Origin of the sequence: Chryseobacterium cupriresistens (assembly GCF_046614675.1) — a bacterium.
GTDB lineage: Bacteria > Bacteroidota > Bacteroidia > Flavobacteriales > Weeksellaceae > Chryseobacterium > Chryseobacterium cupriresistens.
In genome coordinates this window covers 225,838-250,933 of sequence record NZ_JBKKJT010000006.1, presented here as the reverse complement: position 1 = coordinate 250,933, position 25,096 = coordinate 225,838, and the positions used below count along the sequence as shown (strand labels likewise).

Here is a 25,096-nt window from a genome sequence, read left to right as displayed (position 1 = left end):
AAAGGAATAAAGAAGTGAGGACATTTCTAAAGCACAATATACTTCCTGAGTTATTTAGCCAAAACTGTTCTCTCACCCCTTTTGCTTTGTATGTAAATTTATTCTTTTGCAAACATAGGAGCCAAAACTTAAATCTGCGTAATCGTGCATCATAATCTGCGAGAATCATTTTAAAATTAAAAAAAATCAAATAAAAATTTTCTGCGCAAAAAGATTGCGTAATACTGTTTTTACTTTGCATCAGAAATCAGAGAGGAAGTATCAATCCTTTCCATGTTAACAATAAAAACAGTAACCATGAAATTTAATTTTTTAAAAAAAGAAACTAAAGTAGTACCAAACTACGAAGGTGCCAGAGCCTATGCGATGACACCTGCAGAAGAATTGTATAGTGCTGTTGTTACAACAGGACTGTCAGATGCCAACTATGAGAAGGGAAATGACAGATTGGAAAGAATACAGTCTCTGATCAAAAAAAATGATCCTGAATTTGTGGCAAAGCTGGCCGTATATGCAAGAAAAGATATGTACTTAAGGTCTATTCCATTGGTTTTGACAACTGAACTGGCAAAGCAGATTTCCGGTACAGACCTTGTAAGCAAAACAGTAGATGGAGTCGTGCAGAGAGCGGATGAAATCACAGAATTGCTGGCGTACTACCAGCTTGCCAATAAAAGAACCGATACAAAGAAGCTGAACAAACTATCCAAGCAGATTCAGAAAGGACTGGTAAAATCATTCAATAAATTTGATGAATATCAGTTTGCCAAATACAACAGAAAAGCAAAAGTAACGCTGAAAGATGCATTATTTCTGGTTCACCCGAAAGCTAAGGATGAAAACCAACAAGCAGTTTTCAACAAAATTGCCAACAATACACTGGAAACTCCTTATACGTGGGAAGTGGAGCTTTCAGTTTTGGGTCAGACAAAATTTGCAAATGATGCAGAAAGAAAACTGGCTTTCAAAAATAAATGGGAAGAATTAATTTTCAGTAACAAATTGGGGTATATGGCAACCATGAGAAACCTGAGAAATATCCTGGAAGCAGGTGTATCACCAGATGCAATGAATAAAGTCTGCAGGTATCTTTCTGATGAAAGAGCCGTCTCCAACTCGAAACAGCTCCCATTCCGATTCCTGGCGGCTTACAGAGAACTGAAAACAATAGATTCTCCATACCTGTCATCAGTATTGGAAGCATTGGAAGATGCTGTAGTGGTAAGTGCTAAAAATATCAAAGGTTTTGGTTTTGATACTTCAGTGGTAATTGCAGCCGATGTATCGGGTTCCATGCAGAAAGCGGTTTCCGGTAAAAGTAAGATTTTACTGTATGATATCGGTTTGCTGATGTCTATGATCCTGCAGTCGCAATGTAAAAATGTGGTGACAGGTATCTTTGGTGACCGTTGGCTAAGAGTTCCCATGCCAAAAAATGGTATTTTAAGGAATGTGGATGCATTCTATAAACGTGAAGGTGAAGTAGGATATTCCACCAACGGCTATCTGGTGATCGAAGACCTTATCAAAAGAAGAGAGCAGGTAGATAAAGTAATGCTTTTCACCGATACCCAGCTGTGGGATAGCACAGGAAACAGAAACTCTTTTGAAAACCTGTGGAACAGATACAAAGCGATCGCTCCCAATGCAAAACTGTATATTTTTGACCTTGCAGGTTATGGTACACAGCCGCTTGATATCAGAAAAAATGATGTACACCTTATTGCGGGTTGGTCAGACAAAATTTTCGATGTATTGAACGCGTTGGAAGACAAAAAGTCTGCAGTGAAAATGATTCAGAAAGTAGTGCTGTAACAGGCACTGCTTTTAAAAATAAAAACCTATGGAAATGCGACATAGGAAATGGAGGCGTTAAGAAAATAAGCTATACAAACGTTAAGAAAATTCTACTGTTTGAAGCGCGACACAGAAAGCGAAACGAAGAAGTAATAGCAAATTCGAGCAGGTTTTAGAATTTTTAGAGCGTGTAGGTTATTTTTAGCCGGAGTTTCCAGGTCTCGAACTTTTGGTTCTTTTGCTTCAAGGCAAAACGAACAAATATTTAAATAAAAATAAAACTACGTAAAAAGATTGCGTACTCACAATATAATTTTGCAGTGTTAATAATACTGGTGCCGCTTAGAAAGACCTCCTTCGATTTCAAACTGACAGAGTCTTTCACCAGATTGCCCGGTAGCTAACCAATGCCGTTAATAAGAGTTTCATCGTCAACTTTCAATTGAACATCAATTACTCTTATGATTTATTGCTTGGTTTTTAATAAAAATAACTGCGTAAATAGAATGCGCTGTAAGAATATACTTTCGTAGAAAGAAAATTAATAACCATGAATAATTATAAACCCGATCTAAAAGAAGCAGTGTATTGAGGTTAATACTCAATAATTATGAAAAAAGCTAAAACGTTAAGACAGAAATTCGGATTTAATGAATATGGATTCATTGATTTTCCAAAGAAAATTTCAGGCGTACAGATCTCTAGATTGATATATGGAAATGATTTAGGTTGTTCATATTGTTTCCCACACGGTTTTGAAGTGGTAAATGCAAGGTATATAAAGTTCCAGCGAAACTGAAAGAAATACAATACAGAAAGAAACAATGGAAAAATTAAAACCAGGTGTCGTATAGGAATCATACTTCGAGTCCCCCGTCAGACGCAGGTTCAATTCCTGCCATTCCTGTTGTAAACGGAATGTAGTTCAAAAGAAAGAATAGATGGTATAGAAAGATTCCGCCGCTTTTACCCTGATCTATAAAGAGTGCCGTAGAGAAGGCTTACTTCGGTATAATATTGGTTCGACTCCATAACAGATCATGAAAATGATCTTGTAAAAGTCTTTTCGAATCTAGCCTCTTTTATTTAAATCACATCAATGAAAAATAACAATAAAAGGTTGAAATTTCCACCAATGACAACTATGGAAATGTGACATAGGAAATGGAGGCGTTAAGAAAATAAGCTACAAGAACGTTAAGAAAATTCTACTGTTTGAAGCGCGAGACAGAAAGTGAAACTAAAAAGTAACATTAGATTCGCGCAAGTTTTAGAATTTTTAGAGAGTGTAGGTTATTTTTAGCCGTAGTTTCCAGGTCTTGAATTTTTGGTTCTTTTGCTTCAAGGCAAAACGAACGAATATGTAAATAAAAATTATACTACGTAAATAGAATGCGCAATAAGAATATAATCTTGTGGAAAGAAAACTAATAACTATGAATAATTAAAATCAAGTGTCGTCTTAGAATCATACTTCGAGATTGAGTAAGCATTGGGTCGCAGGTTCGAATCCTGCCTTCTCCCCCGAAAAGGAGAGGTAGCTCAGCAGGTAGAGCAAATGCACGGAAGATTCTGAAAAATATTACCTTGATTTGTAAAAGAGTGCCGTAGAAAAGGCCTGCTTCGGTTTAATTTGGTTCGACTCCAGAAGGTTATGAAAGTGATCTTGTACAAGTCTTTTCGAATCCTGCCTCTTTTTTATTTTAAAATGAATAACCATGCATATACCAAGTAATCTGACTGAATTTTTATACTGGGTCAAAGAACGCACAGAAAAACTGTGGTCTGTGGATGATGAAAATTGTCCTAAAGGATTTTACGGAGCCAAATGGCAAGGGCTTTCTGAAGAACAGATTGATCAGGTTGAGAAAAAATATAAGATCAGTTTTATTCCTGAGCATAAAGAATTTTTAAAGATTCTTCATGCGATTGATAAAAAAGAAATTGTTGAATATGAATATGATGGAGAATTAATTACTGAAGAACGTGATTTTTTTTATAATTGGCTTGCTGATGAAAAGGAAGTTGAGGAAATAATAAAAGGTTCTTATAATTGGATGAAGCACGATGTGAATGAGAAGAGCCAGGTGTGGCTTAATTCATGGGGAATAAAATCTGCATCTTTGGAAAAGAGAATAGAAGTTTTTGAAGAATGGTTTTCTCATGTTCCAGCTCTTTTACCATTAACTGGTCTCCGATATATTGTAAGTGATGAGAATCTTAAATGGAAACCGATTATTTCTATGGGATCTTCCGATATTATTGTTATGGGTTGGGATTTTAGAACTTATTTATTAAATGAAATAGGTAACCATCTTAATATCCATATTGAGGTCTTTGATGAAGAAGACCAAATGTTTTATCCGCAACTTATTGATGAGGTAAAGTATATATTTGATGAAAATTTTAAGTATGATGAAACCAAAGATATTCCTTACCTGAAAGAAAGGATTCTCTATTGGTCTTGTGGATGGAGGAGTTTCGGTTTAAATTATTATTCAGAGAATGCCAGCATTCATCCTATTGTCAAAACATATATTGCTGAAGAAGAAAAATAAAAACGAACAAGTGCCGTAGAAAAATGTTACTTCGCTCATCACGACGGGGTCACGGGTTCGAGTCCCGTCTCTTCCACAACAAAAAACACAGTTTATATAGGAAGAGTAGCTCAGCTGGTTAGAGCACGACTGCATTTTTCGCTTATTGCCTTGATTTCATCATATGAGGAGTCGGAAGTGGGACGTTGAAAGATCTTTGTATCGTAATTTTCTATAAAGCCGGAGGAATCTCAGGCTTGCCATCTTTCTTCTTTCCACTTCCAGCTTCTTTATATGACCATCTGAAGTGTCGTCAGGAAAAAATACATCGCACTATAATGACGGGAGGAATAGCGAAGCCGGTTACTCCGGCAAGGTTATCCGGTTCGACTCCGGCAAACGACAGCCCGGTTTTTTCCTTATTATTACCTTTAAAAAATGCCGGTAGATTATGTACCGGCACTTTTCATTGTATCTTCAAGCTCTTTTTCAAACATTCCTTTCCATTTTGAAAGCGTAGTCCGGCTTATTTTATATTTCCTTGACATATAGCTTGTTGAGTGGCCATGTTTTTTCTGATACTGAAGCAGTTTTAACATCGTCTGCCTGTCATAGGTTTTCAGTTTCTGATTTTCTCTGGACTGCTTGAACAGTTTTTCATTGAACTTAAGTACATCATCACTGGTGTGAAGCTTTTCAAGAAGTTCTTTGATTTTCGGATCTTTTAGCTTTTCAGGATATTCCATCTTTAGCATATCCTGATAAATTCTTTTGTAATTTGGGCGCATGTTTTATTTCTTTATCAGTTGGCATTATCACTCTTCTGAAGCCATCTGTGAAGCGTACTTTTCGGAATTGAATATTCCTTGATAACTTCGCTTTGGGTCATTTCACCGGAAATAATCCTTTTCATAATAAAATCTTTGATTTCCTGAGTGTAAATATTTTTCCTGAAATAAGGCGTCTTTTCAGACTTTTGGCTGTTTTTGTTAATTGCAGAAGGCGGTGCGTATAAAATTAAATGTGAACTGTAGAGTCTGAAAAAATCATATTCCAGTAATTTGCTCCATCTTAAAAGAAGATCAGTATCCATTGAGCTGCTGTCGTACATCATCTCAACAGTTTCCTCATCTTTGCCTAAAAATTTGCATATTCTCTCTACTGTTATTTCGTTTTCATCAACTCTCTCCTTAATAAATTTCCCAATATGGATTTCTTTATATAACATTTTTACTGAATATTATTCTTTTGTTTAAACTTATATATAAAAAACGAATAATAGGTGATGTGTATTATTTTGTGAGGTGTTAAATAGCTGATGATAGCTTGAAATTGGTGAAGAAAATGGATTATGATTGAAAAATATCAAAAAACACCTTTCGTAAGACTCTATCTTAGAAACGCATTGTAACTTACCAAATATTGTAAAACAGGCGGGTAGGGATCACCTTAATATAATTTGGATATATTCTTTATTTTCAATGGGGTCTTTTCTTCTTCTCTTTCAAACTCTCTTCCTGCCATTTGTGTAAAATAATATATAACCTATTAAGGTTTTTATAGAATTCTGTGAGCTGGGGCTGTTGATGTGTTGATAAACAGCTTTTTGCGCATCGAATCTTTTAATTAGTACCAAATAATCGCTTATTCGTTTTCAAATGTAAACAAAAATAAGAAGTAAAAACAGTTAGAAATGTAAAAATCATACTTTATCTGTTTATTTTAAGTAAAATTAACATATTATAAAAGTCGATATGTAAATTGTTTAAAGCGATCACCGTAATCATGAAAAATCATAAAAAGAAAAAATTGTATACCATTTGCACAGTCCATACATTTGCATATCAATGAAAAATACTATAAGCTTATTCGACTTTTCGAAGAAAATCAACTATAAGAACGAACTGCTGGCTGGCTTTACGGTAGCAATGACTATGATTCCTGAATCCCTTTCATTCGCTATTCTGGCTGGTTTGTCTCCGCTTACAGGACTGTATGCTGCATTTATGATGGGACTTGTAACCGCAGTTTTAGGAGGACGTCCTGGTATGGTTTCCGGAGGAGCAGGAGCAACCATCGTTGTACTGATTGCTTTGATACATTCTCATGGAACAGAATATCTGTTTGCTACTGTAGCACTTGCCGGAATCTTTCAGATGATGGTAGGAATCTTTAAACTTGGAAAATTTGTAAGACTGATTCCGCAACCTGTTATGTACGGATTTCTGAATGGATTGGCTATTATTATTTTCATGGCACAGGTTGAACAGTTCAAAATCACAGACAGTAATGGAGGAGTAAGTTGGCTGCAGGGAATGCCTCTATACATCATGGCTGGCTTAACTGCCCTTACAATTGCTATCGTTTACTTTTTTCCAAAAATCACAAAAGTGGTTCCTGCCTCTCTGGTAGCTATTATCATCTTATTTGCAGTAGTTCTCGGATTTAATATTCCAACAAAAACGGTTGCAGATATTGCTCATATCAGTGGAAATCTTCCGGGTTTTCATATTCCGAAGGTCCCTTTTTCTCTGGAAACTTTACAGATTATTTTTCCATATGCTTTAATTATGGCCGGAGTAGGTCTTATTGAATCTCTTCTGACATTATCCATGGTAGATGAAATCACGAATACGAAAGGTAGTGCCAATAAAGAGTCTGTAGCTCAGGGATTGGCTAATATTACCAACGGCTTTTTTGGTGGAATGGGTGGATGTGCAATGGTAGCACAGACATTGGTAAATCTTAATGCAGGCTCCAGAGCAAGACTATCAGGAATTGTAGCATCACTGCTTATTTTGATAATTATTCTGGTTGGTGCACCTGTCATAGAGAAAATTCCTATGGCTGCTCTGGTAGGAGTGATGATGATGGTTGCTATCAGCACTTTCCAGTGGGTTTCGATCAGGATTGTGAATAAAATGCCGAAATCGGACATTTTTGTAGGCGTTACGGTAGCGCTGATTACTGTGATTTTACATAATCTTGCTTTAGCAGTATTGGTTGGAGTGATCATTTCAGCATTGGTTTTTGCCTGGGATAATGCTAAAAGAATCAGAGCCAGAAAACATGTGGATGAAAACGGGGTAAAATACTATGAAATATATGGGCCTTTATTTTTTGGTTCGGTAACAGCGTTTACGGATAAATTTGATCCTGTGAATGACCCGGATCAGGTGGTTATTGATTTTAAAGAAAGCCGTATTGTAGATATGAGTGCAATAGATGCTTTGGACAAATTGTCCAAACGTTATAAGCAGCAGAATAAAACGGTATATCTGCGTCATCTCAGCGAAGATTGCAGAAAAGTATTAAAAAATGCAGAAGCAGTAGTGGAAGTTAATATCCAGGAAGATCCTACCTATAAGGTGATGCCGGAAAAATAGGAAAGGAGTCAATGAATGAATTTTGCTTCGCAAGTGAATGGTGAATTTTTATAGTAAAAAAAATTGACAAGCGCAGCGAATTGACAATTGACCATTCACAAATAAGACAAGGACTGTAAGAAAAAAATCTACAGTCCTTGCTTGTTTAGGTTATTAATGTATTGGCGATAAAATCAGGCACTAAAGCATAGTGTGATAATTTCATGCTGATGGAAGCTCTTCCGCTTGTCAGTGTTCTCAGATCCGAAATGTATCCGAACGTTGAAGCTAACGGAACTTCCGCTGCAAAAATCTTTCTTCCGGATTTTTCATCAATAGAAGTAATAATTCCTCTTCTTCTGTTGATATCCGCAGTGACAGCACCTGTATATTCCTCAATACTTTGAATTTCTATCTGCATGACAGGCTCCATCAGCTTAGGGCTACATCCTTTTGCTGCAGCTTTGAATCCTTCTCGTGCTGCAATCTCAAAATCGAATGCTGCAGAATCCTGAGCGTGGAAGGAACCGTCAAGAAGGGTGATCTTCATGTTTTCCAGAGGATATCCGTTCAAAGGTCCATACTCCATAGCTTCTCTGAATCCTTTTTCAACAGAAGGAATAAATTCAGTCGGAATAACTCCACCTTTGATCATATTGATAAATTCCAATCCATTGTCATTTCCCGGGCCAATCTCAAACGTGATATCAGCGAACTGGCCGCTTCCTCCGTTTTGTTTGGAAAACTTTTCTCGGTGAACTTTAGTTTCCGTTAAGATCTCACGATAAGAAACTTTAGGTTTCCCCTGATTGATTTCAATACCATGATTCAGACGGATTTTCTCTAGGGTAACTTCGAGATGAAGTTCTCCCAATCCACTCAATAAAGTCTCTCCGGTCTGCGGATCTCTTTCAACCACCAAAGAAGGATCTTCTTCCTGTATTTTGGCCAATACCAAACCGAAAGACTTCTCATCACCATTGGTTTTCGGCTCGATAGCAACTCTGATCACAGGAGTCGGAATGGTAATGGCTTCCAGTAATATCGGCTTTTCTAGAGAAGATAGAGAATCACCGGTCTTGGCATCTTTTATTCCTGTCAAAGCAACAATATCTCCTGCTTTAGCTTCGTCCATTGATAATGTTTTATCCGACTGCATCTGTAAAATTCTCGAAATCCTGAAGCTTTCACCCGTTCTTACATTCAGTATCGTATCTCCGGATTTGATTTTTCCGGAATAGACACGAAGCATAGCCAGTCTTCCCATATGTTTATCAATCATCACTTTGAAAACAAGTCCTGAAAAAGCAGCTTCCTCATTTCTTTCCAGTGTTACCGTTTCTTCCGTTTGAGGATCTCTTCCCTGGAGGTTAGCAAGCTGATCCGGTGCCGGAAGATAAGTTACGACAGCATCAAGAAGAGGCTGGATTCCCTTATTTTTAAAGGCTGAACCACATAAAACAGGAACAGCTGATCCGGATCTGCAGACTCTTTGTATAGCTTCTGAAATCATTTCAACAGTGGCAATCTGTTCAGTATCCATAAAAACTTCAAAGAACATCTCATCATTCTCTGCCAGAGTTTCCATTAATTTAACTCTGTATTCATGGGCTTCTGTCATAGAAGCAGCAGGAATTTTCTTTTCCATAATGGTTTCTCCATTTTCATCTGTCCAGTATAAGGCTTTCATTTTGATAAGATCAATAACGCCTTCAAAATCGTTTTCAGCTCCAATCGGAATCTGAATGGCCAATGGAACAGCATTCAGCTTGGTTTTTATTTCATTAAGAACAGCAAAGAAGTCTGCACCCATTCTGTCCATTTTATTGATGAAACAGATTTTGGATGTGCCGTGTTTTTCAGCCTGGAACCAAACGTTTTCAGTCTGTGGCTGAACTCCTGATGAAGCACAGAAAACTGCGATTACACTGTCCAGAACTCTTAGAGAGCGTTCTACTTCTACTGCAAAATCAATGTGTCCCGGCGTATCAATAATGTTGATATTATAAACATTGTTATCTTTTTTCCATTGTGTGGAAACTGCAGCCGATGAAATGGTAATTCCTCTGTTTCTTTCCTGGATGTCTTTATCCATGGTGGTATTTCCATCATCTACATTACCGATTTTATGAATAAGTCCTGTGTAATACAAAAGTCTTTCTGATAACGTTGTTTTTCCTGCATCTACGTGTGCTATAATCCCTATATTTCGTGTGTTGTATTTCATTTTTTTTAATTTAAATTGTTGATTTTTAGATCTGTTTTTGGAAAAGGTTCTGAAAAAAATAAGCACAAAATACACTCCGGTCTTATAAAGCCGGTAAAACATTTTTCGTATTTCGTATCAAAGGAAAATTTCAGAGATCTTAACAAACAACAGAAGTTTTTGGATTTGTTAAAGTCTGAAAATAGGGCAGCAAAAAAGACCTATCCGAATAGACAGGTCTTCAATATATTTTTGGGTATAAAAGATCTATAGAACTATTCAGATAAATATTCAGTGCTGCCAAAGAACACAGCTCTGACAGGATTGCTTAACGTTATAATATTTATCATTTTTGTTGACATTGTTGATTGTTAATCGGTTGCGAAATTATAATTTTTTTTTGATTTCCAAAGAATTTTTGAAAATATTTTTTTTAAACGCTTCATCAATCATCTTCTGTGAACCTTTCAAAACCTTGGATTTTCATAAAAATATCTTAAAACAGATCTTGAACGTAATGCTTTTATGATAAATATTTTATCTTTGGGAAGAATAGTATCGTGAACACTTTTTGATGATTAAAAAATTTTAAATCTTTTTCAAGAAGCTAGATAAAAACTTTTAACTTAAAACCTATTGAAAACAGATATCGACATCCATAACCACAGTCATTTTTCCTTTGACCTGTGGCTCACTTTAATCAAATCTCATCCTGAATTTAAAGCAAAAAGAGTTGAGCTGTTCTCCTCATTTTTTAACGTAGATAAGCCTATAGAACAGGTTGCGAAAACCGTAAAGTATTATGATGATCTTTGCAATACCATTAATGAAGTAACAGGTGGTAATATCGATACTTTTGAGATCTATCTGATGATTCTCGGTTCGCTGGATGTGGATGTAAAACAATTGAATAAAGAAAATCTCAATGAGTTTTACAACAAGAGTGAAGAATTGTTTCTGGAATACAAGCCGGTGGTGATTTTTGAAAATATTCACGATTTTTTTGAGGATATTAAAAATCAGGGAAAGACCATAAATATTCTAAGCAACACTGGATTTATCAAAGGAAAAACAATGAGGAAATTCCTGATTCATGAAAACCTGGATCAGTACATAGATTTCCATATCTATTCTGATGAAATCAACTGTTCCAAACCGAATCCGCTTATTTTTCAGGAAGTGAAGAATAAGATTAAAGATCAGAATTTGGCTATGAATCAGATCCTGCATATCGGAGATAATCCGGTGGCAGATTATCAGGGAGCAAAGAACTTTGGCTTCAGTGCCCATTTACTTAAACACTAAAATAAACATGAATAAAAGATACAGCTTACACCACATTCATTCGGCAGATGAGTTTACGTTCTCACCTGCGGAATACAGTTATTTCAAGTATGGCGATAAGTCGTATGCTGAAAAATTTGCAAGAGAATTATTCGACGGATTTATTTCCGCAAATGAAGAGCTTTTAAATACAGATAAAGAGATTGTAGTGCTTCCAAGCCCCTATATGGCGATTCCTACTGCATCCAACTTTTTATGTTTTTACTTTAAAAAACACCTGGATTTTTATCTGTTTCAAAAAGGAAAAAAGTCAAGTATTCTGTCGAAAATCAATCGTAATCATACCTATATCACAGATTACGGGAATCTCAATTTTGAAGACCGCAAAAATCTGATCGCCAATGACACTTATTATATCGATAAGGACTTTTTGAGAGGAAAACTTTGTATTTTTATAGACGATATCAAAATCACGGGAAGTCATGAATATACTGTCAACAGAATCCTGAATGAATATAACGTGGAGGCTGACTTTATGTTCCTGTATTATGCAGAACTGATGAATTTTGACCTTGACCCGAAAATTGAAAACTTTTTCAACTACTATGCCGTAAAAAATGTAAAACATGTTGCAGAAGTGATGAATAAAGAAAGTTTTCAGTTCAATACAAGGATTGTAAAATATATTTTAGGCCTGGAATCAAGTAATTTTGATTATCTTACGTCTCAAGTAAAAAAGGAACAGATGGACCTGCTTTTGGAGCTGGCGATCAGTAACAATTATCATTTAATAAAAGAATACGAAAATAACATCAATACTTTAACACAAACGGAATTATATTATGGCTATTAACTTACAAAAAGGACAAAGAGAAAACATTAACGCACCTAAATTTACTGTAGGTTTAGGATGGGATATCAATAATACTTCTACAGGAACCGCTTTCGACCTTGATGCGTCTTTGTTTTTGCTTGGGGACGACAAAAAATTAGTTTCAGATAATCACTTTATTTTCTATAACAACCTTGAGTCTCCGGACAAATCTGTGATCCACACAGGAGATAACCTTACCGGGGAAGGAGCAGGTGACGATGAGCAGATCAAAATTGATCTTACTAAAATTGACAGTGCTATCAAAGAAATTACAGTAGTCGTAACGATTCACGAGGCTGATTCAAGAAAGCAAAACTTTGGACAGGTAAGAAATTCTTTCATCAGAATTTTCAATACAGATACGAATGAAGAGATCTTAAAATACGAATTAGACGAAGATTTCTCAATCGAAACGGCTGTAGAATTCGGAAGAATCTACAACAGAAACGGAGAATGGAAATTTGAGGCTGTAGGTGCAGGACAGAGAGACGGCCTTGAGAAATTTGTATCAATTTATCAAAAGTAATCATGGACAATCAGGAAAATCAACCCATAGATCCGCTGGGATCAATAGAACCCCTTAAAACTTTTGAGCCGACTCCAATGGCTCCTCCTACTCCGGCTCAGCCCGCTCAGAATGCGGCGCCGGCTGTTCTTGTGGATAGAGAGGGAAATGTAAATCTGACACAGCTGCAGTCAGAAGAACGTCAGAAATATGAAGTTCTTGCGAACTCTATTGACGAGACCAACCCTGGTTCAATCGTTAATTTCGGGGCAGAGCTTCAGAAAACATTAACCAACCAGAGTGACAGCTTCTTAGGAAATGTAAGAAGATCAAACTCAGGAGAAGTTGGTGGGCTTATCAACGACCTTTTGGTAGAGCTTAACTATGTAGATGTTGAAGAACTTAACGGAAATAAAGTGAAAAGCTTCCTGAGCAAATTGCCATTCATGAAAAAGGTAATGACTCAGGTGGAAAATCTTTTTGCAAAATACGATAAGATCATCAATAATATCGAGCAGATTTCTTATAAAGTAAATGCGGGAATTATCACCTCTACAAAAGATAACGCTGTACTTCAGACTATTTTTGAAAGCAATGTGAATTCTATCAAGCAGATTGAAGAGCTTGTCATTGCAGGTAATATCAGAATGGAAAGAGCGGCAGGCGAGCTTGCTCAGATGGAAGCGAATCCGCAGATTTATCAGGATTATCAGATTGCAGATAAAAGAGATTTCATTGCAAGGCTAGACAGGAGAATGGCTGATCTTAAAGTGGTGCGTGTGATTATGATGCAGTCACTTCCTCAGATCAGACTGGTACAGAACAACAACGTTTCTATTGCTGAAAAGGCACAGACGATTCTTACCACTACACTTCCGGTTTGGAAAAACCAGCTTTCCCTTGCGGTAGCGATGTACAGACAGCAGCAGAATATTGAAATCCAGCAAAAAGTATCTTCTACTACAGAAGAGATTTTAAGAAAGAATGCGGAACGCCTTGGCCAGAATTCAGTAAATGTTGCCAGAGCCAACGAGCAGACTATCGTATCGGTGGAAACATTGAGAGAAACAACATCAATGCTGATCAATACATTGAATGAAGTGAAACAAATCCAGAAACAGGGAGCTGACAACAGAAGAAAACTGGATCAGGATCTTCAGACATTGGAGCACGAACTAAAAGCAAATGTCAGAGGTTAATTTATAGGATACCAAGGTGGGGGATGATGCAGCAACCATATTGTCGCAAAGCAAAAGAAGATTAACAAAGCTTAAGCTTCTCGCTAATTTTTTTGAACATATTGACATCATATCAATTTACATCAAAACTGATATTATCCACAATCTGTTCCAGGAAAATACGGCTTTAGATTATAATAAACTGGAACTTTTCCACCTGCAGTATACCGACAGCCTTATAGAACTTCTGACTAAAATTAAAAAGCAGAAGGAAAATGACATGCTGGCGGTCATCAATGAAATTAACATCAACAGTAAATATATTTCAGGTTTTGAAGAAAGAAGGGTAGATAGTTTTGAGACCGACAGAAAAATGTACAGCGGTGTCTTTTCCCAGCACTTAAAAACAGTGTATAAAGACCTGACGGAAGATCGTTTTACGGCCAATTGGGACAATGTACTGTACTTTCATAAAAAATATGCCCAGGAATTTTACAGATCGGAGGCAGATGAAACACTGCTGAAAACTGATTCTTTTCCTTCCTATCAGTATAAAGAATATTCCATTGAAAGGAAACTGTTGGGAAGGCTTAATATACAGGGATTTAAAGTCCGTTTCGTATGTGGTTACCTTATCGGAACCCACGATTATGAACTTTTTAAAATCTTTCAGTCTGATGATTATTTTATTTTCAGTGTAGACGAAAAGAAATTGTATCTTTTCGACAAAGAACTGGATAAGCTGGATATTTCCGAGAATCAGTCTAATCAGAGCTCCATTATTGATCAGCTGAGAAGTAAAAATGAGCAGCTGGAACATAGTATGAACGAAAGAAAGCGTACTTTGCCAGCTGAAGTGGAAGGCGTTCTGAAAGATTATATTAAAAACCTGGAAAATATGGATATTATGAGTAAAATCTTTGACTTCGACGAAGAAACGAATATTCTGCGGGCAATGCTTAATTTGAATTTGAATAATAATTAGAACGAAATTTGAAAAGCAAAGAAGATTATCTTTTTTGCAAAAAAGTAAATAACAACTAAACATAGAAAGATGGCTATCAACTTACAAAAAGGTCAGAGAATTAACCTTAAAAAAGAAAATGGAGCTGAGCTTTCCCAGGCTTGTGTAGGAATCAACTGGGGAGCAATCGAAAAGAAAGGATTTTTCGGAACAAAGAAAGAAGCAGTAGACTTGGACGGAAGCTGTATTTTATATGATTCAAACAAAAACGTTACAGAAGTAATCTATTTCGGAAATCTTAAATCAAGAAACGGATCTGTAAGACACAGTGGAGACGACCTTACCGGTGACGTAAACGGAGATGACGGATTGGATAATGAAGTAATCACGGTAGATTTCAGCCAGCTGGAACCGAATGTTGAGCATGTGGCAATGGTTTTGAACAGCTACAGAGGCCAGGATTTCGGCACTATTCCTTTTGCTTCTATCCGTATTTATGAAGGATCACCTACCAATGTGAGAGAAGTTTTTGCAAAATATGATATTGCGAATGATGCTTCTTTCAGCGGACATGTTGCCATGGTAATGGGGGTTTTCTACAAGAGAAACGGAGAATGGAAATTCAATGCGATCGGAGATCCTACAGCAGATAAAAAGCTGGAGCAGACGATCCAGACAGTGCAGATGAATTACTTATAATCAATTGTCAATCAAAAGATAAATAAAATAGCAATATTTGTACTCTGTGCATCTATTGCTTTTATCATATAATAACATAACTCAAGTGGAACATCAAAGTATTTTAGAACTGCACCCTGGTCTGGTGTGGGGATTTGCAGTAACAGTCGTTATCATGCTGCTCCTGGACTTAGGGGTATTTAATAAAAAAAGTCATGAAGTCTCTTCCAAAGAAGCTACCATCTGGTCTATTGTATGGATCTCGCTTTCTATGGTTTTTTCAGGGGTGGTATATTGGGTATTCAATACCGACGGAAGCCCTGAAAGCCATGCTTTGGCAGTAGAGAAATTTACACAGTATCAGGCTGCTTATTGGATTGAAAAAGCCTTGTCTGTGGATAATTTATTTGTATTTATCCTCGTTTTCGGGTTCTTTAAAGTTCCGAAATATCTTCATCACAAAGTCCTTTTCTGGGGGATTATCGGAGCGCTGATCTTCAGAGCTATATTCATTTTTGCAGGAGTAGGACTGATTAATCTTACCTATCTTCCTGAAATGAATATCTTCGGTGAAGCAGTGAAAATCAACGTAGTCATGACCTTATTCGGATTATTCCTTGTCTATGCAGGGATCAAATCATGGGGTGACGGTGATGATGGTGACGATGAAGATTACAGTAATACAGCAGGAGCAAAACTGATCAAGAGTTTCTGGAAAGTTTCAGATAACTACGATGGAGATAAGTTCTTCACCATCCAAAACGGAATTAAAATGGCAACTCCTCTTTTAGTAGTAGTGGGTGTTATTGAATTTACGGACGTTCTTTTCGCTGTAGACTCCATCCCGGCGATCTTTGCAATCTCAAATGACCCGTTTATCCTTTATACATCAAATATCTTTGCTATTTTAGGATTAAGATCATTATATTTCCTGTTAGCGAACTTTATTCATATGTTCAGCAAACTTCCATATGGATTGGCGATTATCCTGTCCTTCATTGGAGTTAAGATGCTTATTGCGCCATGGATCCATATTCCGTCTCCGGTTTCATTAGGAATCGTAGGAGGTGTATTGGTGATCTCTGTTCTTTTATCCGTTATCTTCCCTGAAAAAGAAGAAGAGAAGAAAGAAGAACTGGAAGAGTAATCCTATTTAAAATATACTATCAAGCCTCTGGAATCTATTTCTGGAGGCTTTTTCTATTCATATTCTTAGTTGGACAACGCAAAGGCGCAAAGAAGATAAAAATTATGCTGCTTTTAAGACACAAGAAAATCGAAGATTTTCAGCAAGATTACTGCGCAATTACCGGTTTCATTCAAAGCCTTTCTTAGCATTATTAAGTTTTATCGGAGATAAAATCTTTGCGCCTTAAATATGTTAAATCTATAAAAATTTAGCGCCTTTGCGCTTTCCAAAATTCTCAAAAAAAAATTAAAAATAAAAACAGACAGACTGGTCTGTATGTAATTTTTTTTCATACATTTGTTCCAGAAAAGAAAAGCATATGAAATCTCCAAGAGAAAGAATAGTAGAAATAACCTTCGAATTGTTTGCAAAACAAGGGTATAATTCTACCGGAATCAATCAGATTATTTCCGAAGCTGAAGTTGCCAAGGCAAGCTTTTATCAGCATTTTAAATCCAAAGAAGATCTGTGTGTAGAATTTCTGAAGGTAAGACATGAATATTGGTTTGGTGAGCTCAATCACTTTATAGCAAAAGAAAAAAGCTTAAAATCCAAGATCATCAATGCTTTCGATTTCCTCGTGTATATGAACGAAAAGGAAAATTTCAGAGGTTGCAGCTTTCTGAATATTCTGTCGGAGATCCCCATGGATAATACTAAAATACTGAGCGTCATTCAGTCTCATAAAGCAGATCTGAGAAATTTTTTTTTAGAATTGCTCGATGATAATGAATTTTCGGATCATGTCTACATGCTTTTTGAAAGCAGTATCATAGAAAGCCAGCTTTTCAAATCCAATGAACTCATTGAAAAATCAAAAAAAATAGTGACCAATTTAATACAATAAGTTATGGAACAGAAACATCCGCTTCCGCCTTTCACTCTTGAAACGGCCCTGGAAAAAATTCAACTCGCAGAAGATGCCTGGAACAGTCAGGATCCTGAAAAGGTTTCCAAAGCATATACCATCGATAGCGAATGGAGAAACAGAGATACCTTTGTGAATGGGAGAGAAGAGATTGTAGTATTTCTGCAGAAAAAATGGGAAAAAGAGCTTCATTATAAGCTTAAAAAGGAATATTGGGCACACACCGACAATCGTATTGCCGTTCGTTTTGAATATGAATATCAGACTCAGGAAGGAAAATGGTTCAGGGCTTATGGGAATGAAAACTGGGAGTTCGATGAGAACGGGCTCATGGCAAAAAGATATGCCAGTATCAATGATCTGGCGATCAAAGTAGAAGATAGAAAGTTCAGATAAAATAATAAGAAATTATCTCAAATTCAAATATTTGGTTTTTGTCATTGACTACGTCGAATCTTTGATTTCTGATGAAGGAAGAATCTTAAAGATAAACAATGATATGAGATTCTTCACCGATGGTACTGCTAACGAGGGAGAGTAGGTCGCCGTCAGTTTTTATTTTATTTTATTTTTTTTGTTTTATACCTATACCAACACAGCCCAATACATGAGCATAAGTAATAAGTAATTCACCATTATCATTCATCATTGATCACTTATTATTAACTTAACACTCCAATTGTCACTCCGTAGGAGTCTCAACAAAGTATTAGCACATAACTGAAGTATTACTTCACTTTTTAAATCTTTAAAACTCTAATCAATGTGGCTGGATTTCTACAGAATGACACAGTAGGAAAGAAGCAGCACAAATGAATGAGAAAGACGCCGTTGAAACTCTAAGCTTTAAACTTTAATAAAAGAGGCTGGATTTCTGAACTGCGTTCGCAGACTTTCAGTCTGTGTTCAGAATGACACTCCCAAGAAATACTCTTTTTTAGATAAAATCTTTATAGCTGCACTCAAAAATTCATCATTTAAAACTCATAATTCATCATTAATCTAGCTGTTTTTCCCATGCAGCAGTTTGTTAATCTTCCTTCGCGTCTGCAAAGAAATTTTATAGGCTTCATCACGCAGCTTTTGTATTTTTCCTATAGGCTGAAAAAATATTTTACTCTCAAAAGGATTGAATGAAAGAAGTTCAGTGTTGCAGTTACGGGAATCCAGCAAAGAATCTTTGTCGATTTTTACTTCGCCGATTTTAATAAAAGGAGAGTTTTTCCACTCCACATTCAGTTTGTTGACAGGCTGGTCTTTCAGGTCATAACATATCTGTATCAGGACATCTGCAGTAAAGTTGTGTGTCTGCAGATAGTTTTTTAAAGAATCCTTGACCTTTTGTTTTTTTCCAATGTTCTTATCCACAGATTGAGGAGACAGTTTTATTTTGATGATATGATCTCCAAGCCGGTAAGCTCCTATAGAATGATAGTCGAAGGAAAGAATAAAATCATTTCTTTTACGAAGAAGTTGAATCATATTACGAACCATATCAGCTGTTAGCAGGGAAGGAGTCATTTTAATCATCTGAAGCAGCAGGGTAAACAAACTGCTCCATTTTTTGGTGTAAAATCTGTTGACCGCCGTAAACAGTTTCAAAAAAATTGAAACAGAATTTATAGGAAACAGGGGAAAATTCACCAATGGATAATTGGCAAGAAGCCCACCGTTTTCATCCTTGATCTGCACTGCAAAGCCGTAGGCAGGAATATCCTTTCTTGTATTCTTAATTTTCAGCTGCGCATTGGAAAACCGTATAGTCAGGTCAAATTTTTCCTTATCAAAAAAAGGCTGCAGTGATTCCGGAATATCAGATTCTATCCTGAATGTACCTTTTGCTACCGCATACGTTTTGGCATGGGCATTTCTGGTAGCATAGTTGACATCGCTGATGGAAGAGGATTGTTCAACAAAATCTGCTATTGTTTTTTTATTGATTTCCAGAAGCTTTTTTTCCTCTTCATTCAGTTCATCAAACTTCTTATTATATTTTAGTGGATTTGGCATTTAGTTTTTAAAATCCAATTATAACGCCAAGTTTCGAAATCTGTGTTAAATAAGTATTACAAATATTTGAATTTTGTGGAAAAGCTCTTTGAAAATCAAAAATGTAAGACTATATGATTAATGAATATTGAAAAATAATCTTTTTAACTTGTTGATTATTAGTGTTTATTTATTTTTAATGAGAATGAATTAAAGTCACTTTGTTTGAGAGGAAAATTCTTCAGGCTTTTAAACTTCGCTTATCGTGCTCCCATCTTCCAAACCCAAAAAGCCTTATCTTTGTAAAAAATTATAATATGGGAGTAGCAGATATGTTATTTAAACGTAAAAAAGAATTAGCAGAAAAAAACCTGAAAGACGGTAAAGAATATATGGAAGAGTATGGTAAAAGAGAAAGCGTTGTGCAGTTACCAAGCGGCTTACAGTATGAAATCATTACAGAAGGCGACGGCCCGAAACCAGGACCCAAATCTACTGTAAAATGCCACTACCACGGAACTACTATTTCCGGGAAAGTATTCGACAGTTCTGTAAAAAGAGGTACACCTGCATCTTTCCCTTTGAACAGAGTGATTTCAGGATGGACGGAAGCGCTTCAGTTAATGCCTGTTGGCAGCAAATGGAGACTGATTATTCCTCCGCACTTAGCGTATGGAGATCAGGAAATCAGCAAAGAAATCGGGCCTAACAGTACGCTCGTTTTTGAAGTTGAACTGCTGGATATTAAATAATCCTTCTTAAAAATAGATTAAAAATTTACCTGATTTCAGGTAAATTTTTTTATTTGTATTATATTCGTATAGGAGAATTGTGAAAATGGAGAAATTTATATTGCAATATACCTGATAACACAAAAAATCACTGAATGAAAAAACTTTTTTACCTATTGATTGTTTTCGGGCTTCTTACTTCTTGTGTTTCCAGGAAGAATCAGGCTATTCAGCAGAATATTCTCACCCTGAAAGACAGCTACTGTAAAGCGCCGTTCAAATATAACTACAGCAACAAACTTCCGTCTTATAATTCAGATTCTATACTGGCTGCCAATAAAGAATTAAAAGAAGTATTTTCTGATCAGAGCATCCTCATCTTAAACGCACTGGATAACCTGGATGAAGTTCATCAGATTATTGATCTTAAAAAAGATTCATCCCTTGCTTCCCAGGTTAAGGTTTTACAGTTGAAGACAAAAATAAACAGCAAAATAACGATTGCTCTTACGGAACTGGATGCAGTAGCTGCAGAGTTCGACTGTGAAGGAGAAAGAGTAGCCCAGATTGGAAATTATGTGGATAACTTAAATTCATCAAGAAATAATAAGCTTATTTTATATTCAATTGTTGCAGGAGCAGCAGCTTCAATAGCAGGAGGAATTGTACATGATCAAGGCTGGAGTAATGCCATCGATATAGGCGGAGGGGTTCTGGGAGCAGGTTTTGGACTGGCAACCCTTAATCCAAAAGGGAAAAAGGTAGAGTTTATTCACCAGAGAAACCTTTTGAGAGATATCTGGAAAGAAAAATTAGAGTCTCCGAATTTTCCCCCTTTTATCTGGTATATGTACACAGAGAAAAAGTTTTCCAATAAAGAAGAGCATTCCATTATAGGGAATATGAAACAGAGGTGGCTGCATTACCAGTTTGATGATAGTAAGGAAGCGGCGGATAAATCTGTGATTTTCAGTGATGGCGGGTTTTACAGGGCTGATGATCTTCATAACCGCGCTGCTATGCTGAATCAGATGCAGTCGGCAACCCGTACCATTAATCAGAATATCAATTATCTGTTACTGGATCTGGATAAACTGATCCTTTAAGAAAAATTTAACTGTAATAAATTTTGTTACATTTAAAAAATGTGTATCTTTGCCCTGTAATTACAATGAACAATACAAGATTTGCTACGGCAGTACATATTATGACATTATTGGCGAAAAGTCCTCAGGAGTGGCTTACTTCTGACTGGATGGCCGGTAGTATCAATGTGAATCCGGTGATTATCCGAAAGGAGATCAGCGTATTGAGAGAAGCAGGCCTTATTATCAGCAGACAGGGAAAAGAGGGAGGAAGCCAGCTTGCAAAGAATGCTGAAACGATCACTATTTCCGAGATCTATAAAGCAGTAAAAAATACAGAAGTATTAGGTAAAAAAAATCAGAATCCCAATCCGGCATGCAGTGTTGGAAAAGAGATCAACAATCATTTAAATACATTATTTGAAGAAACAGATCAATTGGTGGTAAACTTTTTAGGAGACAAGTCATTACAGGAATTCACTGACCAGTTTGAATAAAAATTTTTTAGCCTTAAATGTAACAAAATTTATTACAATTTAATTAAAAATAAAACATTATGAAAAAAGTAGCAGTAATCGGTGCAACAGGATTTGTAGGAGCACACGTAGTATCAGAATTAGCAGACAGAGGATATGCTGTAGAAGCATTGGTAAGAGATGCATCAAAAGTGAAAACACAGGAAAATGTAACTGCAAAAAGTGTTGATGTAAACAATGTAAACGAACTGGCTGAGGCATTGAAAGGAAGCGATGCCGTAATCAGTACATTCAATGCAGGATGGACCAACCCTAACCTTTACAACGATTTTTTAAACGGTTCCGAGAACATTGAAAAAGCTGTAGAACAGTCGGGAGTAAAAAGACTGATTGTAGTAGGTGGAGCAGGAAGCCTTTACACACCGGATAACGTACAGATTGTAGATACTCCTGATTTCCCGGAAGCTTACAAACCAGGGGCAACAGCGGCAAGAGATTATTTAAACAAGATCAAAGAGAATAATACGTTGGATTGGACATTCTTCAGCCCTGCTATCGAAATGAATCAGGCTAATGTAGGAGAAAGAACAGGAAAATACAGAACTTCACTGGAAACTCCGGTATTTGATGAAAACGGAAGAAGCCGTCTTTCTGTAGAAGATGTAGCGGTAGTGCTGGTAGATGAATTGGAACAGAACAATCACATCCGTGAACGTTTCACAGCAGCTTACTAATCTATAAAAGAACAAAAATGATACAAAAAAAATTATGGTCGGTATTAGCACTTTTGGGATTCATCAGCATATTTGCAGGGAATCTCAAAGTGAAAGTTTATAATCCGGGAGCCAAAGCTATTTTTCCTATTACGTCTACCATTATTTATGGAGATAAAGATGCGATACTTGTAGATGCCCAGTTTCAGAAACAGTATGCAGAACAGCTGGTAAAAGAAATAAAAGCAACAGGAAAGAACCTGAAAACCGTTTTTATTTCTCACAGTGATCCGGATTTTTATTTTGGATTGGATGTGATTAGAAAAGCTTTTCCTAATGCTAAAATTATCTCAACGGCACAGACTGCTTATCTTATATCAGCTTCAAAAGATGATAAAATGGGAGTGTGGAAACCACAGTTGAAGGCAGATGCACCATCGGAAATTATAATTCCTGAAGCAGTTACTTCAATTCCTGATCTTGAAGGAAATAAAATTGAAATCAGACAAAACCCGGAAGATCCGGCACACAGTTTTCTGTGGATTCCTTCCATTAAAACCATTGCCGGCGGGATTTCGGTTTCTGTAGGCTCACATCTCTGGATGGCGGACACTCAGAATGTAAAAGCCATTGATCAATGGATCGGGCAGATTGATGCTATGAAAGGTTTGAAACCGGAAAAAGTTATTCCTTCTCATTTTGCAGAACTTTCCACATCACCACAATCTCTTGATTTTGTGAAAAGCTATCTGGAAAATTACAGGCAGGCAGTAACAGAGAACAAAACTACATCTGCAATTGTAGATTTTATGGTAAAAAAATACCCTGATCTGCCAGGAAAAGAAGAACTTGAAATGGGAGTAAAGGTTTATCTTAAAGAAATGGACTGGGATCTTAAATCACCCTATCCGGCAATCGGAAGTAAAGTGGAAGTGGACTTTGGAGAAGTTAAATTCATTCTTGATTTTAAAGATAACAAAACCATGACGTTTACAGGAACAGAAGGAAGTTCAAAAAACAGTACGGACACTGTAGAATATACTGCAGTAGAAGTAGCAAAAAATGTTTTTATGGTATACTGGCATGAGCCGCACCTTGGTTTCAATGTAACCCATATTCAGGATTATAATAAAAATATCGTGTATTCAAATATTGCAGGTCCGGACGGTACATTCACCCATCCGAAAGGAACGCTTAAAATCTTAAAGTAAAAAAACAGCTGCCAATGCAGCTGTTTTTTTATATCATAAGAATTAACAATGAAAATATCCTTAAGCTTCATTAAATCAGCTTGCTGATTCCAACTTTGCCTCCTTAGAATCAAAAGAAAGCAAATTAAAAACTTTGAATTAAAATATTCTCTCGCAGATTTTATAGATTTTGAAGATCTATGATCATGAGAATTATATTCGTGATTCGTTATATTCGTGCTCTTCGTGTTTAAAAAAGACCTCTAAATGAATACTTTAATTTTTAAAACCAAAAAACTGCCTCTCATAAGACAGTTTTCTTTTTATAGATTCATAAACAATTTCGGGTTAATCGGAGTATTGTTTTTGTGTACTTCATAATGCAGATGAGGTCCTGTAGAACGCCCTGAATTTCCGGATTTCGCAATGACCTGGCCTACTTTTACTTTATCATTCACCTTAGCAACAAGTTCAGATAAATGTCCGTATAGTGTGGCCAGTCCGTTTCCGTGAGAAACAATTACACAGTTTCCATAGCCTCCTTTTTGTCCGGAGAAAATGACTGTTCCGGCAGCGGCGGCTCTTACATCGGAACCATAGGCCACAGCAATATCCAGTCCTTTATGAAACTGCATCTGATCAGCTTCAGCAGGTGGATTGTTTTTTTCAGCAATGGTAGTTTTTGCAGTATTACCCGCAACAGTTTTCGTTGTAGAAGGAGCTGGAGCAGCAGCTACAGGAGCCGCTTTTGGGGTAACCATTACTTTTACTTCTCTTTTATTTCCATAGCTGTCAGTAAGCTCTACAATTTTCTCAACGGGTTCGGCTTTTACTTCAGGTTTTGCTGCTGTAACGGCAGCTGGCTTTGTCTCAGTCGCTGCACCAGATTTTACCGAAGCAAAAACAGTTTTGAACGGGATAGGATTTTTTCTTATCCCGAAATTGGACGAAATATAGCCGTCAGTAGGCATTCCTAGAGGAACCTGCATCAGTTTTTTCTGAAGATCCATCAGATACTGGCTGTATCGGTTAGCCTGCTTGGAAAGATAAATAGAATTTGAAATACTGTCCTGGCTGAGCATCATCAGCTTTTCGTTGGTAATGTCTTTGGACTTCAGGAAAGAGTTGAGCTGGGCAACAGTCTGATCTACAAGAGTAAGATCAGTTTTCATTTTTAGATAATCTACACTGTCTTTTTCAGTGTTTATTTTTACAAGGTTCACTTCGTAGGTTTTGTCATCTCTCTCAGAAAAGAGCTTGGCAATGAAGATACCCTGTGCAAAAACTACTAGTAAAAGTCCTCCCAGGAGAATGTTTACGTTCTTCTTGCTGCTTAGAAATTTTTTCATATTTCTTCTCTTAGTCAGTTTAAAACGGTTTTGAAGCTGCAAATTTAAATAAAAATAAGTTTTGTGAGTTATTTTTATTTAAAATTCAGTTTTTTCTGTATTTAACGGCTAATTAACT

Annotated in this window: 22 protein-coding genes; 17 read left to right on the top strand and 5 right to left on the bottom strand. The window is 36.5% G+C overall.

The annotated features are described in order from the left end of the window. The first annotated feature begins 297 nt into the window (after window positions 1–297). Both ACLI50_RS17670 and ACLI50_RS17665 read left to right on the top strand, forming a co-directional pair. On the top strand, window positions 298–1,815 hold the full coding sequence (locus ACLI50_RS17670; RefSeq protein WP_411414325.1) for a TROVE domain-containing protein: 1,518 nt from the start codon (window positions 298–300) through the stop codon (window positions 1,813–1,815). A 1,700-nt stretch (window positions 1,816–3,515) separates the two neighbouring features. Then, entirely contained in the window at window positions 3,516–4,355 is an 840-nt protein-coding gene (locus tag ACLI50_RS17665; RefSeq protein ID WP_123278928.1) for a hypothetical protein, read from the top strand. A 428-nt stretch (window positions 4,356–4,783) separates the two neighbouring features. Here ACLI50_RS17665 and ACLI50_RS17660 read toward each other — a convergent pair whose 3' ends face one another. Together ACLI50_RS17660 and ACLI50_RS17655 are read right to left on the bottom strand one after the other, a co-directional pair. Then, window positions 4,784–5,122, bottom strand: a complete 339-nt coding sequence (locus ACLI50_RS17660) for a hypothetical protein (protein ID WP_110009580.1) — start codon at window positions 5,120–5,122, stop codon at window positions 4,784–4,786. Window positions 5,123–5,136: 14 nt separating this feature from the next. After that, window positions 5,137–5,562 carry a transposase gene (locus ACLI50_RS17655; RefSeq protein ID WP_110009579.1) on the bottom strand — a complete coding sequence of 142 codons (426 nt, stop codon included), beginning with the start codon at window positions 5,560–5,562 and terminating at the stop codon, window positions 5,137–5,139. A 619-nt stretch (window positions 5,563–6,181) separates the two neighbouring features. On the opposite strand from ACLI50_RS17655, the gene ACLI50_RS17650 reads away from it, so the two are divergent. After that, window positions 6,182–7,720, top strand: a complete 1,539-nt coding sequence (locus ACLI50_RS17650) for a SulP family inorganic anion transporter (RefSeq protein ID WP_411414324.1) — start codon at window positions 6,182–6,184, stop codon at window positions 7,718–7,720. A 145-nt stretch (window positions 7,721–7,865) separates the two neighbouring features. Here ACLI50_RS17650 and fusA read toward each other — a convergent pair whose 3' ends face one another. Then, the gene (gene fusA / locus ACLI50_RS17645; protein ID WP_411414323.1) at window positions 7,866–9,926 is read right to left on the bottom strand and encodes an elongation factor G; all 2,061 of its coding nucleotides are present in this window, start codon (window positions 9,924–9,926) and stop codon (window positions 7,866–7,868) included. A gap of 615 nt (window positions 9,927–10,541) precedes the next feature. Between fusA and ACLI50_RS17640 the strand changes: the two genes are divergently transcribed. From ACLI50_RS17640 to ACLI50_RS17600, 9 genes are all read left to right on the top strand, one after another. Beyond that, complete coding sequence (locus ACLI50_RS17640) at window positions 10,542–11,210, top strand: HAD family hydrolase (RefSeq protein ID WP_202843568.1); 669 nt, start codon at window positions 10,542–10,544, stop codon at window positions 11,208–11,210. Window positions 11,211–11,217: 7 nt separating this feature from the next. Continuing rightward, a complete protein-coding gene (locus tag ACLI50_RS17635) occupies window positions 11,218–12,042 on the top strand; it encodes a phosphoribosyltransferase family protein (RefSeq protein ID WP_202843566.1) in 825 nt (274 codons plus the stop codon). After that, entirely contained in the window at window positions 12,032–12,589 is a 558-nt protein-coding gene (locus ACLI50_RS17630; RefSeq protein WP_202843564.1) for a TerD family protein, read from the top strand. The genes ACLI50_RS17635 and ACLI50_RS17630 overlap by 11 nt, the downstream gene beginning before the upstream one ends. Window positions 12,590–12,591: 2 nt before the next feature. Continuing rightward, window positions 12,592–13,767 carry a toxic anion resistance protein gene (locus tag ACLI50_RS17625; protein WP_202843562.1) on the top strand — a complete coding sequence of 392 codons (1,176 nt, stop codon included), beginning with the start codon at window positions 12,592–12,594 and terminating at the stop codon, window positions 13,765–13,767. 16 nt (window positions 13,768–13,783) lie between these two features. Beyond that, window positions 13,784–14,731, top strand: a complete 948-nt coding sequence (locus ACLI50_RS17620) for a hypothetical protein (RefSeq protein WP_411414322.1) — start codon at window positions 13,784–13,786, stop codon at window positions 14,729–14,731. A gap of 69 nt (window positions 14,732–14,800) precedes the next feature. Next, a complete protein-coding gene (locus tag ACLI50_RS17615) occupies window positions 14,801–15,409 on the top strand; it encodes a TerD family protein (protein WP_047428248.1) in 609 nt (202 codons plus the stop codon). 85 nt (window positions 15,410–15,494) lie between these two features. Continuing rightward, window positions 15,495–16,535 (top strand): TerC/Alx family metal homeostasis membrane protein, encoded by a 1,041-nt coding sequence (locus tag ACLI50_RS17610; RefSeq protein ID WP_202843558.1) that lies wholly within the window; start codon window positions 15,495–15,497, stop codon window positions 16,533–16,535. A gap of 361 nt (window positions 16,536–16,896) precedes the next feature. Further along, the gene (locus ACLI50_RS17605; RefSeq protein WP_202843550.1) at window positions 16,897–17,424 is read left to right on the top strand and encodes a TetR/AcrR family transcriptional regulator; all 528 of its coding nucleotides are present in this window, start codon (window positions 16,897–16,899) and stop codon (window positions 17,422–17,424) included. 3 nt (window positions 17,425–17,427) lie between these two features. Beyond that, complete coding sequence (locus ACLI50_RS17600) at window positions 17,428–17,841, top strand: DUF1348 family protein (RefSeq protein WP_411414321.1); 414 nt, start codon at window positions 17,428–17,430, stop codon at window positions 17,839–17,841. A 606-nt stretch (window positions 17,842–18,447) separates the two neighbouring features. Here ACLI50_RS17600 and ACLI50_RS17595 read toward each other — a convergent pair. Then, the gene (locus ACLI50_RS17595; protein ID WP_411414320.1) at window positions 18,448–19,455 is read right to left on the bottom strand and encodes a catalase family protein; all 1,008 of its coding nucleotides are present in this window, start codon (window positions 19,453–19,455) and stop codon (window positions 18,448–18,450) included. Between the two features lie 296 nt (window positions 19,456–19,751). Here ACLI50_RS17595 and bamJ point away from each other — a divergent pair, with 296 nt between their 5' ends. The 5 genes from bamJ (at window position 19,752) to ACLI50_RS17570 (ending at window position 23,650) form a co-directional block, all read left to right on the top strand. Further along, window positions 19,752–20,186 carry a BamJ family beta-barrel-assembly machinery protein gene (gene bamJ, locus ACLI50_RS17590; RefSeq protein WP_052198510.1) on the top strand — a complete coding sequence of 145 codons (435 nt, stop codon included), beginning with the start codon at window positions 19,752–19,754 and terminating at the stop codon, window positions 20,184–20,186. A 134-nt stretch (window positions 20,187–20,320) separates the two neighbouring features. Further along, complete coding sequence (locus tag ACLI50_RS17585; protein WP_202843542.1) at window positions 20,321–21,271, top strand: hypothetical protein; 951 nt, start codon at window positions 20,321–20,323, stop codon at window positions 21,269–21,271. A 65-nt stretch (window positions 21,272–21,336) separates the two neighbouring features. Beyond that, complete coding sequence (locus ACLI50_RS17580; protein ID WP_202843540.1) at window positions 21,337–21,747, top strand: Rrf2 family transcriptional regulator; 411 nt, start codon at window positions 21,337–21,339, stop codon at window positions 21,745–21,747. Between the two features lie 59 nt (window positions 21,748–21,806). Continuing rightward, window positions 21,807–22,460 (top strand): NAD(P)-dependent oxidoreductase, encoded by a 654-nt coding sequence (locus ACLI50_RS17575; protein WP_227942311.1) that lies wholly within the window; start codon window positions 21,807–21,809, stop codon window positions 22,458–22,460. A 17-nt stretch (window positions 22,461–22,477) separates the two neighbouring features. Beyond that, window positions 22,478–23,650, top strand: coding sequence for a MoaF-related domain-containing protein (locus ACLI50_RS17570; protein WP_411414319.1), 1,173 nt, complete (start codon window positions 22,478–22,480; stop codon window positions 23,648–23,650). A 302-nt stretch (window positions 23,651–23,952) separates the two neighbouring features. Here ACLI50_RS17570 and ACLI50_RS17565 read toward each other — a convergent pair whose 3' ends face one another. Next, window positions 23,953–24,978 carry a M23 family metallopeptidase gene (locus tag ACLI50_RS17565; protein ID WP_411414318.1) on the bottom strand — a complete coding sequence of 342 codons (1,026 nt, stop codon included), beginning with the start codon at window positions 24,976–24,978 and terminating at the stop codon, window positions 23,953–23,955. Between the last annotated feature and the right edge of the window lie 118 nt (window positions 24,979–25,096).

What these genes read in the sequence shown, in the direction of transcription:
- ACLI50_RS17670 (WP_411414325.1), top strand. Translation starts at nt 298, where the DNA reads ATGAAATTTAATTTTTTAAAAAAAGAAACTAAAGTAGTACCAAACTAC.
- ACLI50_RS17665 (WP_123278928.1), top strand. Translation starts at nt 3,516, where the DNA reads ATGCATATACCAAGTAATCTGACTGAATTTTTATACTGGGTCAAAGAA.
- ACLI50_RS17660 (WP_110009580.1), bottom strand. Translation starts at nt 5,122, where the DNA reads ATGCGCCCAAATTACAAAAGAATTTATCAGGATATGCTAAAGATGGAA.
- ACLI50_RS17655 (WP_110009579.1), bottom strand. Translation starts at nt 5,562, where the DNA reads ATGTTATATAAAGAAATCCATATTGGGAAATTTATTAAGGAGAGAGTT.
- ACLI50_RS17650 (WP_411414324.1), top strand. Translation starts at nt 6,182, where the DNA reads ATGAAAAATACTATAAGCTTATTCGACTTTTCGAAGAAAATCAACTAT.
- fusA (WP_411414323.1), bottom strand. Translation starts at nt 9,926, where the DNA reads ATGAAATACAACACACGAAATATAGGGATTATAGCACACGTAGATGCA.
- ACLI50_RS17635 (WP_202843566.1), top strand. Translation starts at nt 11,218, where the DNA reads ATGAATAAAAGATACAGCTTACACCACATTCATTCGGCAGATGAGTTT.
- ACLI50_RS17630 (WP_202843564.1), top strand. Translation starts at nt 12,032, where the DNA reads ATGGCTATTAACTTACAAAAAGGACAAAGAGAAAACATTAACGCACCT.
- ACLI50_RS17625 (WP_202843562.1), top strand. Translation starts at nt 12,592, where the DNA reads ATGGACAATCAGGAAAATCAACCCATAGATCCGCTGGGATCAATAGAA.
- ACLI50_RS17615 (WP_047428248.1), top strand. Translation starts at nt 14,801, where the DNA reads ATGGCTATCAACTTACAAAAAGGTCAGAGAATTAACCTTAAAAAAGAA.
- ACLI50_RS17605 (WP_202843550.1), top strand. Translation starts at nt 16,897, where the DNA reads ATGAAATCTCCAAGAGAAAGAATAGTAGAAATAACCTTCGAATTGTTT.
- ACLI50_RS17600 (WP_411414321.1), top strand. Translation starts at nt 17,428, where the DNA reads ATGGAACAGAAACATCCGCTTCCGCCTTTCACTCTTGAAACGGCCCTG.
- ACLI50_RS17595 (WP_411414320.1), bottom strand. Translation starts at nt 19,455, where the DNA reads ATGCCAAATCCACTAAAATATAATAAGAAGTTTGATGAACTGAATGAA.
- bamJ (WP_052198510.1), top strand. Translation starts at nt 19,752, where the DNA reads ATGGGAGTAGCAGATATGTTATTTAAACGTAAAAAAGAATTAGCAGAA.
- ACLI50_RS17585 (WP_202843542.1), top strand. Translation starts at nt 20,321, where the DNA reads ATGAAAAAACTTTTTTACCTATTGATTGTTTTCGGGCTTCTTACTTCT.
- ACLI50_RS17580 (WP_202843540.1), top strand. Translation starts at nt 21,337, where the DNA reads ATGAACAATACAAGATTTGCTACGGCAGTACATATTATGACATTATTG.
- ACLI50_RS17575 (WP_227942311.1), top strand. Translation starts at nt 21,807, where the DNA reads ATGAAAAAAGTAGCAGTAATCGGTGCAACAGGATTTGTAGGAGCACAC.
- ACLI50_RS17570 (WP_411414319.1), top strand. Translation starts at nt 22,478, where the DNA reads ATGATACAAAAAAAATTATGGTCGGTATTAGCACTTTTGGGATTCATC.
- ACLI50_RS17565 (WP_411414318.1), bottom strand. Translation starts at nt 24,978, where the DNA reads ATGAAAAAATTTCTAAGCAGCAAGAAGAACGTAAACATTCTCCTGGGA.